Raw genomic sequence first — 14,060 nt, 5'->3', positions numbered from 1 at the left:
ATTTCACCCCATCATTTCGTCAATTGAGCTACTGAGTTTTTTCGACTCTCTATTTCTTCCCATGAATATTCCAAGACCTGTTCTTGGTCCGCTAAATTCACTTGCAAAATTCTCTCAAGCAAATTCAAGCCAACCACTTTTCCTGGTCCTTCAGGCGTCTGCACCCGCTCGCCAATATCAGGCATAAGGGCTTTTGCCTCTTCATATTCATCGTTTTCGTATTTTAGGCAACACATGAGGCGGCCGCATAATCCGGAAATTTTTGATGGGTTGAGCGATAGGTTTTGATCCTTAGCCATCTTGATGGATACAGGTTCAAAGTCGCCCAAGAATGTCGAACAGCAGAGCATCCTTCCGCACGGTCCGATTCCTCCAAGCATTTTTGCCTCATCACGGACACCGATTTGACGCAACTCGATGCGTGTACGGAAAATCGCGGCAAGATCTTTTACGAGATTCCGGAAATCGACTCGTCCTTCCGCTGTGAAATAAAAGACGATCTTATTACGATCAAACGTGTATTCCACATCGACAAGCTTCATATCCAGTTCATGCTCCCGTATTTTTTCGACACATTTACCGTAAGCTTGCTCGGCATCTGCCCGGTTTTCATCCACTTGGAGTTGGTCTTCCACAAGCGCCTTGCGGATAATTTTCTTAAGTGGCAAGACGACGTCATTTTCATCGACTTCCCTCACAGGACTAGCAACTTTTCCGTATTCGATCCCACGGGCTGTTTCCACGATGACATAGTCACCGACAGTAAGCGGATAATCGAGCGGATCAAAATAATATATTTTACCCGCTTTTTTAAAGCGGACACCTACAACATTATACAAGCGTTAACCCCTCCTGCAAATTGAGCACCAGCTGTTCCATTAAAAGCGTTCGGTTCATATTGCCGTACAGCTTTTTCTTCGCTTGTAGAACCGCTTCCATATTGGATGATAGGCGGCTGTATGTCATCTTCATTGAAAGACCACGGAAAATCTGTTGCTGATCGGGATACGTCAATTCCGATTGCAGTCCGGCTTTCATTGAGACGATATCACGGTATGCATAGAGAAGCAAGTCGAGACCACGTTCTACGTCTTCCTTCTCTTTCATTGCCGGCAACCATTCTGATTGGATGAATAGAAGCGCTTCGTTTACATTGCGATCTGATGCTTCAATCAATTTTAACACTGTTTTTCGCATGTGTGCAAATTGATCATTTTCCGCAAGCTCTTTCGCTTGCCCGATATCCGCTGTCATCATCGTAACCGTCGCAGCCATCGATGCGGTAATTCCTGCATCGGTCAATTTTGCAATCAACTCTTCCCGCTGAGGCGGAAGAAAACTGACGCGCTGGCATCTAGATTGAATCGTCGGAAGAATTGACTGATAAGAATCAGTCAGAAGAATCGCAGTCACTTCCCCTTCTGGTTCCTCTAAAAACTTCAACAATGTATTAGCAGCCGACACATTCATCCGATCCGCGCGGGAGATAATATACATTTTACGCCCTGGCTCGTATCCTTTTCTTGTCATTTTCATGATCAAAGAAGACATTTGCTCTTTTTTGATGTCTTGTCCATCCGGTTCGATTTTCGTCACATTCGGGTGATTTCCTGATGCTACCCGTTTACAATTGCGACATGTTTCACATGGAACAGCATTTTCGGGATTTTCACAAAGTAATAACTTTGCAAAATGGATGGCTGCCTCTTCTTTCCCAGTGCCCGGCTCGCCATCGAAAAGATAGGCGTGGCCAATCCGGTTATTCCGAAATGTCGCCTCAAGTCTGTCGATGACGGCCTTTTGCCTCCGCTTGATGCTATTTTCCATGCCTTCCATGCTTGTACCTCCTTGCTACAAAAAAACGTGTAAAACACACACTCATCTATATAGATTAATGAGAAGCCCTTTGATTTCTCCAATTTTCCCTAGCAACTCGACAGACGTCTGCTCATCATTTAATAAAGCTTCCGCCAATTCAATGAGCTTCTCGTCAATTGTCTGGACTGTTTTCAATCTTCTTCCTTCGCCGAATTGATTCCACGTATGTGATTGTTTCAATCCCATCCCGGATTCAACCGACTCTTTCAGGAAACGACGGACGAGCATCTTGAATTTTGCCATATCCCTTAAATTCCGTGAACGGGCAAGACGGTCCCCTGCCGAAGAAATGTCTCCAAGAAGTCTTGTAATCTGTTCCCCGTGCAAGCGTTCTTCCTGTTTCAGAACCATTTGACCAAACCGGGCGTTCCCTTGCGTCGTACGCAAGGGATCATTTCTGAATTTATCAGGCCCGGTCCGGTACTCTCCATTCACTTTCATTACTATATCACCTCATTTCATCAGAAGTGATGAAATTGTTCAATCGGCAAGACGAACACCGTAGCGCCGCCCACTTCCACCTCTACAGGATAGGGAATATAGGAGTCGGCATTGCCGCCCATCGGTGAAACAGGGGCAACCATCTGATCGCGCGAACGGCAATTTTCACGGATTAGTTCTAAAGCTTTCGGCACGAGGCTGTCATCCGTTCCGATGAGGAAAGTTGTATTTCCTGAACGTAGAAACCCTCCTGTACTGGCTAGTTTCGTAGCGCGAAAATCATTTTTCGTTAAAGCCGCAGACAAACGGTTGCTATCTTGGTCCTGTACAACTGCCACAATCAATTTCACGGTACCCTCTCCTTTTAGCTTTTTTATATTATATTGCCAACGCTGTTGATTGCCGCTACGGGCGGATGCTTTCCGTGGGCGTCGCTTCAGCCAATCGAACCACGAAGAGTTCGATTGGCCGTATTTCTGCGTTCTTTGCAGAAATTAAGGCATCCCTTAGTTGTGCTCGCAAAAGCCGTTCTTCGTTACGGCTTTCGTTGTGGGGTCTTCAGCTGACGCTTTTCTCACAGGAGTCGCCGCCCTTCGCTTCAATCAACGGAACTAACTTTACAAAGATCCATCTTCCTACACTAAATGCTAGAAGCTCTATAGTTTATTATATCATGAAACCTGTTTTTAAATGAGTTGAGAACTTATAATTTTCCAAACATTTTCAGTTACTTCAGATAATGGTTTGCTGGCGTCGGTTTTGATGATGCGGTTTGGGTATTTTTGCAGCAGCAATTCATATCCTTCGTATACTTTTTGATGGAATTGCAATGTTTCATTGTCGAGACGGTTTTGTTCGCGTTCGCCACTGTTGGAAATCCGATTAATTCCTTCTTCCGGTGAGATATCGAAGAAGATGGTTACGTCGGGCATCTTTTCTCCGATGGCAAATGAGTTGATCGTCATGACTTCCTCCATGCCAAGTCCTCTTGCATAGCCTTGGTAGGCGAGTGAGCTGTCGATGAAACGGTCGCAGAGGACAATTTTCCCCTCATTTATTGAAGGGATGATTCTTTCGACGAGATGTTGTCTGCGTGCCGCGGCATACAGGAGCGCCTCTGTCATGCTGTCCATTTCCTGATGTTCATTGTCATGGATGATTTCCCGGATTTTTTCGGATATGCGGATGCCACCCGGTTCACGGGTAAGGATGGCTTTTTTGCCTTCTTGCTCTAATCTCTTATATATTTCTGCAATAACTGTTGTTTTTCCTGCACCTTCAGGACCTTCAAATGTAATAAATTTTCCTTTTGACATGTTTGATTCCTCCGACCTTCATTTCAATACAAATAGCTCTTTTTCGGCAAGACGAACAGTTCCTTGGAATCTTGCTCCCACCTTCATCAATGCCAATAATGCTTGGATGTGGCTTTCCTTGATCTCCTCGCCTTTAATCAATAATGGTATGCCTGGCGGATATGGGATAACAGATGCCGCTGCGATGCGTCCTTCTGCTTCATTCATTGATATCCATTCAGTTTCCATGTCTGTTATAACAAATGGAGGGTATGCAAGCGTGGAGATGCCATCAGGCCAATCAGCTACACTTATTGAAATAGGGGTATCTTCTACTTTACCCAAGTTAGTAACTGCTGCAACCATTTTTTCCTTCCAAGCTTGTAATGGAGGAGTGGATTGTTCATCCCATAGCGGTAATATGAATAATACTTGGTAAGGATCCGCGAGTTCCGCGTACATCCCTTCCGCTTCAAGGGCTGCTTGCAATGCGAAGCCGGAATGCCCTTCAGCGCGGATCAGCAGCTTTAATGGATCGTCCGTCTCCACGATATCTAGTTGATCGATTTCCTTCAGCTCCTGAATGAATGAGGAGCGCAATTCCATGAATTTGCGTTTGTCGTTCCCCTTATAGGAAGCAACGTATGCCCTCGCATCATCTAAGGAGGCCATAATTACATACGATGGACTGCTGGATTGCAGCATCTGTAAATAATGGGCGACCTTTTTTTCAGAAATGAGCTTTGACCGGACGTGCAGGAAAGATCCCATCGTCATGGCTGGCAACGTCTTATGGGCGGAATGCACGACGACATCCGCCCCCATTTCGATCGCAGAGCGTGGAAACGGCTCACCGATGATGAAATGCGCTCCATGCGCTTCATCGACCAAGACAGGGACGGAACGAGAATGGCATAGTTCGATGATCTCTCTAAGCCCCTCCCCCGTAGTACCATAATATGTCGGGTACGTTAGGATGATGGCTTTCGCATCCGGATGTGCAGCGAGTGCTCGTTCCACCTGATCTGGAGTTAATACGCCAGGTGTTCGTGTATGCGAATCCCACGGAGGGCTGATCAGTACTGGACGGGCCCCCGTTAGTTCGATCGCATGGAAGACTGATTTATGGGCGTTGCGCTGAACGATTATCGTGTCGTCCGCCTGGCAAGCAGCATAGATCATCGCCAAATTGCCAACCGTTGAGCCATTGACGAGGAAAAAGCTCCTGTTTGACTTGTAAAGAGAGGATAAAAGGCTTTCAGCTTCCCGAATAACCCCTTCCGCTTCATGGAGATCGTCTAATCCAGTAAGCTCGGTAAAGTCGTATGACAGAGCTTGCCTCATTTTATGGGGCAAGCCGGATAAAAGTCCATGCTTATGCCCCGGCACGTGAAATGAAACCGGGGTCTGTTCGTTGAAATATTGTAACGCCTGCACAAGCGGGCGGTCATTTTGATTCATTTAACGTCCCACTCCCTTTATCTGATTCTATTATAAAGGAAGTCTGTCAACGAAGGGTGAACTCTTTATCAGGAATTGAAAAAAGCCGGATTTCTCCGGCCCAGCCTCTTGAAAAACGCTCGCATCCGTTGTTGAGGCCTACAGGAAGTAGGTCATGCATCCGTTGCCAATCGAACGGCGAAGGGTTCGATTTGCCGTATTTCTGCGCTCTTAGCAGAAATTAAGACACCTTTAGGACGCGGCGTCCTTAGGATGCCTTCCCTACTCGCTCGTCCGCTCATGAACTTTAGTTCTATTCGCGTCTTCGCTCAACTTCGCGCGGGCTCGCAGGAAGTGAATCATGCAACCGTCGCCAATCGAACGGCGAAGGGTTCCATTTGCCTTAATTTCTGCGCTCTTAGCAGAAATTAAGGCACCTTTAGGACGTGGCGATCTTAGGTTGCCTTCCTTGACAAGCGTTTTCAATCAGGCTGGGGAAGTTCCTGGCAATTGCTACTTGTCTTAAAAAGCATGTTTTATTCTCGACAAACCGATGGAAAGGAAGACAATGGCAAACCCGAACAATACAATGAGCGGCGTGACGATATCTCCAATAGTGCCGCTTTCCGAAATGAGTGTCGTAAATCCTTCCATCGCCCATGTCTGCGGAACGAAATTGGCGATTTTCTGCATAACGTCCGGCACCATGTTGATTGGCCAATAGACGCCGCCGAGCATGCAAGTCGAAATGATCACCAATGTGCCGATAGCGTTTTGCTGCTCCACCGTCTTCACAAAGCTTGCAATCGCCATTCCAAGGCCAACGACACAAAAGAGCAAGGCTGTGACGAGAAGAAGCAAAGCTATTGGTGACCCCCAGTTGACATCAAACAGCGTGGAAGAAAGTAAAATTAGAAGGAAAAACTGTATCCATCCGACAATGAAGAAAGATAGAAAATAGCCAAGCAGTACTTGGAAACGGGTGACTGGTGTCGTAAACAATCTCGACCAAATTCCCGTCTGTTTTGCCTCCAGCAGTATACCTGTCATCGAAAGCATCATAATCATAACGAACATAATTGAAAATCCTGCGGAGCTATAGGATATTCCCGTATTCGGGTTTCCAGTGGAACTGCTTGTTTTTCGTTCAGTCCATACTTGGATCTGGCCTTCATTTTCCGTGAGCTTCTCGTAAACAGCTTCCCAGATTTCATCAAAATAAGAGCTTGCCACCTGTGACGTGGCAACGTAAACGCCTACGCCTTGCATCACCTGATTCACTTGTTGTTTGACGAGAGGCGCGGTTGCCATGCCGGGTGAAGGTTGAAAGCTGATGGCCGGCTCTTCATTGCGCAGCTTAGATGCAATTCCTTTTTCCAATCTTACAATGCCTTGCACCTCTTTACTCGCCAATAACTCCTCTGCCTCGCTAGCTGCAACAAGCTCATACGTGATCATTTCATCAAGCATTAGTTTCTGAATGATGTTCGTAGAAAGCGCCGTCTGTTCCTCGTCGACCAATGCGATGCGGAACGAACTATCCGCACCCTTTCCAAAAATGCTTCCGAATAGAAACGTGAATAACAACGGCATCCCGAACATTAAGACAAACGCCGATTTTTTCTTGAATGTCCGTTTGATTTCAAACAGGCAAATCGATAAGATTTTCTTCATCCCGCATACCTCCTATGCAATCCGGCGCTTAAGCCGGAGGGAACTAATGAAAATGGATGCAACCCCTATGCCGAATAAAACAACTGCCGGCAGCCATAACGTAGACCATGCAGTTCCTGTCATGATCGAAGTGTAGCTCGTCAATGCCCATGAATTTGGCATAGCCATGGCAATTTTTCGCATGATTTCAGGGAATAAAGAGAGGGGCAGCATTGAACCGCCAAGCAGTGCCATTACTTGAACGCCTATTGTTCCGACGATATCCGCCATCTTCTCGTTCGTCGTGAATGCTGCTACTACCATCGCCAATCCAGCTACCGAAAAGATATAAAAGAACGTGATAAAAAGGATTTGCAAGATGGACGTACCCCAATCGACCTTCAACAGGAAATGAGTTGCCCCTATGAAGATTAAAAATTGAATCCACGCAAATAGGAATGCGCCGATGAATTTTCCCGCCAGGATCGAACGGACGGAAGTCGGTGTCATCATTAAACGCGACAGCGTTTCACTCCGCCTCTCCTGGTGAAACGACTTTCCGCCCGCCATCGCGTTGAATAAAAGGAACATCGCCGCCATGGCCGCGGCATAGTACTGCATGGAGCTCACCGATTCTTCTTCGGGCGGGTCATTTACATAGGACCGTTGTTCACTCAAGACTTTCTCTATCGAAGTGGTAAGCTCATATTGGATAGCCTCCCTATCTTCCGATGACAAGACTGCCGCCTGCGTCATAATGGCAGTTGTCGAATTTGTAATCGCATGCGACATTTGAGCGAACGTTTCGATCAACTGCTGAATGACGATGGCTTCGGTTTCTTTTCCGGATATTGGTAGGACGACGGCACGGTCTTCCGTTCCAGTACCCCATCCATCAGGCAATAGCAAGCCGACATGCACTTCCTGTTCATCCATCCAATCCATAAGTTGCTTCTCCGACTCCGCCCGTTTGCCTGTGATGGCAAGCCCGTCTTCTTCGAGTGTCCGGATGACGCTGTCGGACATTGCGTTCGCTCCGGGTGTGTAGACGCCTAAAATCGTTTCGGGCATACTACCGCCTCCCATCATCCCTCTCAAGGCGGAACCTAAAATGACTGTTAACAAAATCGGCATAAGGATCATCATCAGAATGGCTTTGCTGTCTTTCAAGTGGATCTTCGCATCTTTAACGGCTATCAAAAAGCTCTTCATTTCAGTCCCTCCTATTCACGCAAAGAGCGGCCCGTCAATTGCAAAAACAACGTTTCCAAATTAGCTTCTTTAAGCTGCATATTGTGTATCGCCACGCCCGATCGACTGGCTAGCAGAATGATATCCGAAACTATTTCCATTTTCGACTGCAAATGCACATCGATTTCTTCGGCAGGTCGGACAATAACCTTCTCCACCCCATTCAGTTTTTTTACCTGTTCGATAAATGTGGGGGGCAATGAATCGACTGTAAGCTTCAACACAGTCCCTCCCGCTAAACGATTGCTCAAATCCCTTTTCGTGCCGCTTACGATAAGCTTTCCTTCATCAATGATCGCAATCCGCTTGCAAAGAAACTCGACTTCTTCCATATAGTGACTCGTGTAAATGACCGTCATTCCTTGTTCATTCAATGCTTTCACCGTCTCCAAAATATGATTCCTAGATTGTGGATCAATTCCGACTGTCGGTTCATCCATAATGACCAGCTGCGGCTCATGCATGAGAGCGGCCCCGATATTGATGCGCCTCTTCATCCCGCCTGAAAAGGTTTCGATACGTCCTTTCGCCCGTTCGGTGAGCCCTACGATTTCAAGCACTTCCTTCGCACGGGCTTTCGTCTTTTTGCTGGATAACCCGTACATCTTACCCCAAAACATTAAGTTATCGAGCGCTGACATCGTCGGATAAAGTGCGATGTCTTGTGGAACAACTCCTATCAACTGTTTCGTTTCCTTCAGATGTTTGCCTACAAGCTTTCCATTCATCCGGATTTCACCGGCTTCATACGGAATCAGTCCGCATATCATCGAAATGAGCGTTGACTTGCCCGCACCATTCGGACCGAGCAAGCCGAATGATTCTCCTTTTTCAACCTGAAATGATACCCCTTTGATGACCTCGTCTGCATTAAAACTCTTTTTCACATTCGAAAGTGTAAGCAATTTCCGCAGCCCCCTTCTTTACTTTCATCTTAAGAAGGAAACCCTTTTTTTGCATCGAGCGTGCGATAGACTTTGAAGGCATGAAAAAAACGGCATCGATATGCCGTTTATCATGTACGTATGCAAAAAGTAATTTTAGAACGTCGTTATCCCATAACGGACGGCGTAAATAGCCGCTTGCGTCCGATCGCGGAGCCCAAGCTTTTGAATAACATTGGAAACATGGTTCTTGACCGTCCCTTCGGTAATAAACAACATATCCGCTATTTCCTTATTGTTCATCCCTTCGCCAAGGTAAGTTAGAACTTCCACTTCCCGGTCAGATAAATCTTCTATACTCTCCGGCATTTTAACGGGACTGCTATGATTTTTCATTCTAAGCTCTGCCAATACTTGCGAAGTGAACTCCTTCGGCAGTACGACACCGCCATGATGGACGGTAAGAATCGCTTGGACAATCGTATCTGTCGGCATATCCTTCAGCAAATACCCGCTCGCCCCTTCTTCAAGCGCATCAAAAATATATTCACTGTCGTTAAAAGTCGTCAAAATCAGCACTTTCACATCGGGCAGGCTGTCTTTTAGTAATCTTGTCCCTTCAACGCCGTTCACGCCGGGCATCCGAATATCCATTAACACGATATCCGGAAGAAGCGTCACCGCTTTTTGCAACGCATCGTTACCATCCGTCGCCGTCCCGACGACTTCAATCTCTGGCCGTAAGCCGAGCAATGTGCCGAGCCCTTCTCTTACTAACGGTTGGTCATCGACGATCATGATCTTGATCATACTTGTACCCCCACTTCCTTCTGTTGAAATGGCAACGCAATATAAATCCCAAAGCCTTCCCCCTCCACGCTTTCGATTGCAAATGAACCCCCATGCTCCGCAACCCGTTCCTTCATATTAATCAACCCAAAATTCGGATGAATATTCTTCTGTCCGATTCCATTGTCCTTAATCGTCAAATGGACTTCCTTTTCCGTTACAAGAATCTCCACGAGGCAAATGCCTGCATTTCCGTGCTTCTTTGCATTCGTTAGACCTTCCTGTATAACCCTTTTAATCGTCGGCTCCAACGACTTGGGAATTGAAGAGGGTTCACCTTTCATTAAAAGGCTTGTTTCCATTTGCGTCATCGCGGAAAACTCATCGAGCAGCACTTGCAACACCTTGTGGAATGAAATTCCCCGATCGTCCTCTTTCAATGTCCTGACCGACACTCGGAGTTCATGAAGAGAATCCCGCGTCAACTGTTCGCAGAGAGCAATCACTTCTTTCGCTCTTTCTGCATCTCTTTCTGCCATCTCCCGAGCCACTTGCAACTGGACAACCAATGCCGTCATTTTATGACCGACTGTATCGTGGATTTCCCGCGCTATCTCATTCCGCTCCCGAATGGCCGTCAACTGCTCCACTTGTTCAGCATACTCCCCCAATTGCTTGTGCGCGGCCTGCAAAGCTTCATGTGATTCATTCAACTGCCCATATTGAATTGAAATCGTCTCTTTCGCATGATGGAAATTTCGAATTAGGCTCCCGACGAAAGCGCCATAGAAGACGAACATTCCATTGACGATATTACTTGAAAGGGAGAATTCCCCAGTCTGTACATAGATCCGCAAGCTAATCATTATCCATACTGCGATAAACAGACCTGAAAAAAGACTAAGAAGCCTTTTTTGATCGTATAGTATAAAAACCGTCGTAGATAAGACGCCGAAAAAGATTAAATACAAGTATCCACTCTCGGCAAATAAAAAACCGAATCCCGTAATGACAATAAAGTCAATTGAAGAACAAAGAATCCTCGTCTTCTCCCGGACGTTTGCCATTTGAATAAAATGACTGCTGATGAATATCGGAATAGCAACAATTATATAGATCGTCCGTATATCCTCAATTCCACTCGTCATTTGAAGAAAATAAGCACTCATAATGACGAGCATTATGACTCTCACTAATGAGAATAAAAACAATGAAAAACTTTTCATACCCACTCCCCCAAACCAAAGAAGCATAAACTTCGATATTCTCGCATAATGTTTCAAAAGCGCGCATAAAACCTTCTAAATAAGCATAATTACAAGTAGACGCTCATAAAACCACATATTCGCGCATAAGCGGTTGTGCTCAAAAGGATATTAGAAGAAACATTATCCTCAGCCTTTATTGGATAAAAACTTAAAAGTGTTCTATAATCATTCAAATTCATTTAATCCTCCTTCAGATAATTCTTCTAACTCATTGGTCCGTATATCATTATGTATTCACCCGTAATGGCATCTATGATTACCGTAGGTTCCTTGCCATTGTATCGGAAGGTCACTTCCCATGATCGGCGGTTTTACCATTTCATAGTAGAAACCATGCCTCACTTTTAAGCTTGTATTAATGGGCCACATTTCTTCTAGATCTTTTTTGGGTATCAAGTCGTCCCCAAACCCTTCTGGGGGACTCAATAAATATTCATACGCCTGCACAATCGCTTCTTGCGTAGTTAGAATTGGCTTTTGATATTGATAAGCAAATAGAATTGTAATAGCAATAACCATGGCTAGAACAATAGTAGTTCCCCGTTTCATACAATACACCTCGTTCGATGTCTATTCTCTTAATCATGAACTACTCATATTTTTTAAGCAATAGGGATAGAAGATTTATGTGTATTACCTGAAAGCTAGTATTATTTATACTGGAATACATTTAATTTGGGAGGGAAGTTTTTTGAAACTGAAAACCTTGGGATGTATTTTTTTGAGCATGCTTATTCTAGTTATTGGTTGCTCCGATAATGAAACATTTGAAAGTAAATTCAACTTACCCGAAAATATACCTGGCTTTGTAGCAAAGAGTGATTTTAAAAGAATTAATTGGGAAAGTAAAGCCGTTACATTCAATGGAAATATAATCGGTAATGAAAATAAATCAGGCGTAATTGGTGCCGACATGCCAAGCATTACTACGAAACAAAAGTGGATGTGGCATCTTTGGGGGATTGAGGATCCTGCAGCAACCAATCTAACGGTCGTTGGTCTCCACAGAGATTCGAGCACTATCCATCCAATTTTAACATCAGGTTGGATGACAGGCCTGGGAGGAGCGAATAATGGAGCAGATGCACACGCACCTTCTAATGTGCTCATTCCTAAGCGAGGAGAATGGGCAATATTGCTTTACACCGATGAAGAATTATTTGATGTATTGATCTATGAGATTAATGAATGATGAATGATGAGTCTGCTTAATTGTAAACACAAAAAAACCACCCCCACAGGGATGGTCTTTGCCCGGCGACGTCCTACTCTCACAGGGGGAAGCCCCCTACTACCATCGGCGCTGAAGAGCTTAACTTCCGTGTTCGGTATGGGAACGGGTGTGACCTCTTCGCCTTCGTCACCAGACTATGTATGAACGATGCTTGTTCGTTCAAAACCGGATAAAACCAACATTGTTGCCGAACTCAAGTTCAACCGTATTTCTTAACTGATAAGGTTAAGTCCTCGATCGATTAGTATCCGTCAGCTGCACGTGTCGCCACGCTTCCACCCCGGACCTATCCACCTCATCTTCTTTGAGGGATCTTACTTACAAATGTAATGGGAAATCTCATCTTGAGGGGGGCTTCATGCTTAGATGCTTTCAGCATTTATCCCGTCCACACATAGCTACCCAGCGATGCCTTTGGCAAGACAACTGGTACACCAGCGGTGTGTCCATCCCGGTCCTCTCGTACTAAGGACAGCTCCTCTCAAATTTCCTGCGCCCGCGACGGATAGGGACCGAACTGTCTCACGACGTTCTGAACCCAGCTCGCGTACCGCTTTAATGGGCGAACAGCCCAACCCTTGGGACCGACTACAGCCCCAGGATGCGATGAGCCGACATCGAGGTGCCAAACCTCCCCGTCGATGTGGACTCTTGGGGGAGATAAGCCTGTTATCCCCGGGGTAGCTTTTATCCGTTGAGCGATGGCCCTTCCATGCGGAACCACCGGATCACTAAGCCCGTCTTTCGACCCTGCTCGACTTGTAGGTCTCGCAGTCAAGCTCCCTTATGCCTTTGCACTCTACGAATGATGTCCAACCATTCTGAGGGAACCTTTGGGCGCCTCCGTTACACTTTAGGAGGCGACCGCCCCAGTCAAACTGCCCACCTGACACTGTCTCCTGCCCGGATCACGGGCAAGGGTTAGAAGTCCAATACAGCCAGGGTAGTATCCCACCATTGCCTCCTCCGAAGCTGGCGCTCCGGATTCCAAGGCTCCTACCTATCCTGTACAGGCTGCACCGGAATTCAATATCAGGCTACAGTAAAGCTCCACGGGGTCTTTCCGTCCTGTCGCGGGTAATGCGCATCTTCACGCATATTATAATTTCACCGAGTCTCTCGTTGAGACAGTGCCCAGATCGTTACGCCTTTCGTGCGGGTCGGAACTTACCCGACAAGGAATTTCGCTACCTTAGGACCGTTATAGTTACGGCCGCCGTTTACTGGGGCTTCAATTCGAAGCTTCGCTTGCGCTGACCTCTCCTCTTAACCTTCCAGCACCGGGCAGGCGTCAGCCCCTATACGTCACCTTACGGTTTTGCAGAGACCTGTGTTTTTGCTAAACAGTCGCCTGGGCCTATTCACTGCGGCTCTCTCGGGCTTTAACACCCTACCAGAGCACCCCTTCTCCCGAAGTTACGGGGTCATTTTGCCGAGTTCCTTAACGAGAGTTCTCTCGATCACCTTAGGATTCTCTCCTCGCCTACCTGTGTCGGTTTGCGGTACGGGCACCTCCCGCCTCGCTAGAGGCTTTTCTTGGCAGTGTGAAATCAGGGACTCCGGGGACAATTCCCCTTGCCATCACAGCTCAATGTTATAGGAACGGGATTTGCCTCGTTCCACACCTCACTGCTTGGACGCGCATGACCAACAGCGCGCTCACCCTATCCTTCTGCGTCCCCCCATTGCTGATAACGGCGGGGAGGTGGTACAGGAATATCAACCTGTTATCCATCGTCTACGCCTTTCGGCCTCGACTTAGGTCCCGACTAACCCTGAGCGGACGAGCCTTCCTCAGGAAACCTTAGGCATTCGGTGGAAGGGATTCTCACCCTTCTTTCGCTACTCATACCGGCATTCTCACTTCCAAGCGCTCCACCAGTCCTTACGATCTGGCTTCGACGCCCTTGGAACGCTCTCCTACCAC

Annotated in this window: 13 protein-coding genes and 2 rRNA genes (1 of these 15 running past the window's edge); 1 reads left to right on the top strand and 14 read right to left on the bottom strand. The window is 46.5% G+C overall.

Features of this window, described 5'->3' with window-relative positions; translation table 11 throughout:
• Nucleotides 1–11: 11 nt before the first annotated feature.
• The 12 genes from AC0L13_RS20670 to AC0L13_RS20615 form a co-directional block, all read right to left on the bottom strand.
• Entirely contained in the window at nucleotides 12–839 is an 828-nt protein-coding gene (locus AC0L13_RS20670) for a PSP1 domain-containing protein (protein ID WP_473642584.1), read from the bottom strand.
• Entirely contained in the window at nucleotides 832–1,836 is a 1,005-nt protein-coding gene (gene holB / locus AC0L13_RS20665; RefSeq protein WP_473642583.1) for a DNA polymerase III subunit delta', read from the bottom strand. The genes AC0L13_RS20670 and holB overlap by 8 nt, the downstream gene beginning before the upstream one ends.
• A gap of 42 nt (nucleotides 1,837–1,878) precedes the next feature.
• Complete coding sequence (locus tag AC0L13_RS20660; RefSeq protein ID WP_473642582.1) at nucleotides 1,879–2,319, bottom strand: YaaR family protein; 441 nt, start codon at nucleotides 2,317–2,319, stop codon at nucleotides 1,879–1,881.
• Between the two features lie 20 nt (nucleotides 2,320–2,339).
• Nucleotides 2,340–2,669 (bottom strand): cyclic-di-AMP receptor, encoded by a 330-nt coding sequence (locus AC0L13_RS20655; protein ID WP_060206001.1) that lies wholly within the window; start codon nucleotides 2,667–2,669, stop codon nucleotides 2,340–2,342.
• 336 nt (nucleotides 2,670–3,005) lie between these two features.
• Complete coding sequence (tmk, locus tag AC0L13_RS20650) at nucleotides 3,006–3,635, bottom strand: dTMP kinase (RefSeq protein WP_473642581.1); 630 nt, start codon at nucleotides 3,633–3,635, stop codon at nucleotides 3,006–3,008.
• A gap of 18 nt (nucleotides 3,636–3,653) precedes the next feature.
• Nucleotides 3,654–5,075 carry an aminotransferase class I/II-fold pyridoxal phosphate-dependent enzyme gene (locus AC0L13_RS20645; RefSeq protein ID WP_473642580.1) on the bottom strand — a complete coding sequence of 474 codons (1,422 nt, stop codon included), beginning with the start codon at nucleotides 5,073–5,075 and terminating at the stop codon, nucleotides 3,654–3,656.
• 501 nt (nucleotides 5,076–5,576) lie between these two features.
• Entirely contained in the window at nucleotides 5,577–6,728 is a 1,152-nt protein-coding gene (locus AC0L13_RS20640) for an ABC transporter permease (protein WP_473642579.1), read from the bottom strand.
• 12 nt (nucleotides 6,729–6,740) lie between these two features.
• Nucleotides 6,741–7,919 (bottom strand): ABC transporter permease, encoded by a 1,179-nt coding sequence (locus AC0L13_RS20635; protein ID WP_473642578.1) that lies wholly within the window; start codon nucleotides 7,917–7,919, stop codon nucleotides 6,741–6,743.
• 11 nt (nucleotides 7,920–7,930) lie between these two features.
• Entirely contained in the window at nucleotides 7,931–8,863 is a 933-nt protein-coding gene (locus AC0L13_RS20630) for an ABC transporter ATP-binding protein (RefSeq protein ID WP_473642577.1), read from the bottom strand.
• Nucleotides 8,864–8,998: 135 nt separating this feature from the next.
• A complete protein-coding gene (locus AC0L13_RS20625) occupies nucleotides 8,999–9,652 on the bottom strand; it encodes a response regulator (RefSeq protein ID WP_473642576.1) in 654 nt (217 codons plus the stop codon).
• Nucleotides 9,649–10,857 carry a sensor histidine kinase gene (locus tag AC0L13_RS20620; RefSeq protein WP_473642575.1) on the bottom strand — a complete coding sequence of 403 codons (1,209 nt, stop codon included), beginning with the start codon at nucleotides 10,855–10,857 and terminating at the stop codon, nucleotides 9,649–9,651. The genes AC0L13_RS20625 and AC0L13_RS20620 overlap by 4 nt, the downstream gene beginning before the upstream one ends.
• A 276-nt stretch (nucleotides 10,858–11,133) precedes the next feature.
• The gene (locus AC0L13_RS20615; RefSeq protein ID WP_473642574.1) at nucleotides 11,134–11,448 is read right to left on the bottom strand and encodes a hypothetical protein; all 315 of its coding nucleotides are present in this window, start codon (nucleotides 11,446–11,448) and stop codon (nucleotides 11,134–11,136) included.
• A gap of 142 nt (nucleotides 11,449–11,590) precedes the next feature.
• On the opposite strand from AC0L13_RS20615, the gene AC0L13_RS20610 reads away from it, so the two are divergent.
• Nucleotides 11,591–12,091, top strand: coding sequence for a hypothetical protein (locus AC0L13_RS20610; protein ID WP_473642573.1), 501 nt, complete (start codon nucleotides 11,591–11,593; stop codon nucleotides 12,089–12,091).
• A gap of 60 nt (nucleotides 12,092–12,151) precedes the next feature.
• On the opposite strand, the gene rrf is transcribed toward AC0L13_RS20610, so the two are convergent.
• Both rrf and AC0L13_RS20600 read right to left on the bottom strand, forming a co-directional pair.
• Nucleotides 12,152–12,267: ribosomal RNA gene (gene rrf / locus AC0L13_RS20605) — 5S ribosomal RNA — on the bottom strand.
• An 87-nt stretch (nucleotides 12,268–12,354) separates the two neighbouring features.
• Nucleotides 12,355–14,060 (bottom strand): 23S ribosomal RNA (locus AC0L13_RS20600); it runs 1,228 nt beyond the window's last position.

Source organism: Sporosarcina sp. QA0331 (assembly GCF_055808055.1).
The sequence above is the reverse complement of the archived record's forward strand: the minus strand, read 5'-3'. Positions and strand labels throughout refer to the sequence as shown.

Coding starts and splice junctions, on each gene's coding strand:
- holB (WP_473642583.1), bottom strand. CDS start 1,836: ATGGAAGGCATGGAAAATAGCATCAAGCGGAGGCAAAAGGCCGTCATC.
- AC0L13_RS20660 (WP_473642582.1), bottom strand. CDS start 2,319: ATGAAAGTGAATGGAGAGTACCGGACCGGGCCTGATAAATTCAGAAAT.
- tmk (WP_473642581.1), bottom strand. CDS start 3,635: ATGTCAAAAGGAAAATTTATTACATTTGAAGGTCCTGAAGGTGCAGGA.
- AC0L13_RS20645 (WP_473642580.1), bottom strand. CDS start 5,075: ATGAATCAAAATGACCGCCCGCTTGTGCAGGCGTTACAATATTTCAAC.
- AC0L13_RS20640 (WP_473642579.1), bottom strand. CDS start 6,728: ATGAAGAAAATCTTATCGATTTGCCTGTTTGAAATCAAACGGACATTC.
- AC0L13_RS20635 (WP_473642578.1), bottom strand. CDS start 7,919: ATGAAGAGCTTTTTGATAGCCGTTAAAGATGCGAAGATCCACTTGAAA.
- AC0L13_RS20625 (WP_473642576.1), bottom strand. CDS start 9,652: ATGATCAAGATCATGATCGTCGATGACCAACCGTTAGTAAGAGAAGGG.
- AC0L13_RS20620 (WP_473642575.1), bottom strand. CDS start 10,857: ATGAAAAGTTTTTCATTGTTTTTATTCTCATTAGTGAGAGTCATAATG.
- AC0L13_RS20615 (WP_473642574.1), bottom strand. CDS start 11,448: ATGAAACGGGGAACTACTATTGTTCTAGCCATGGTTATTGCTATTACA.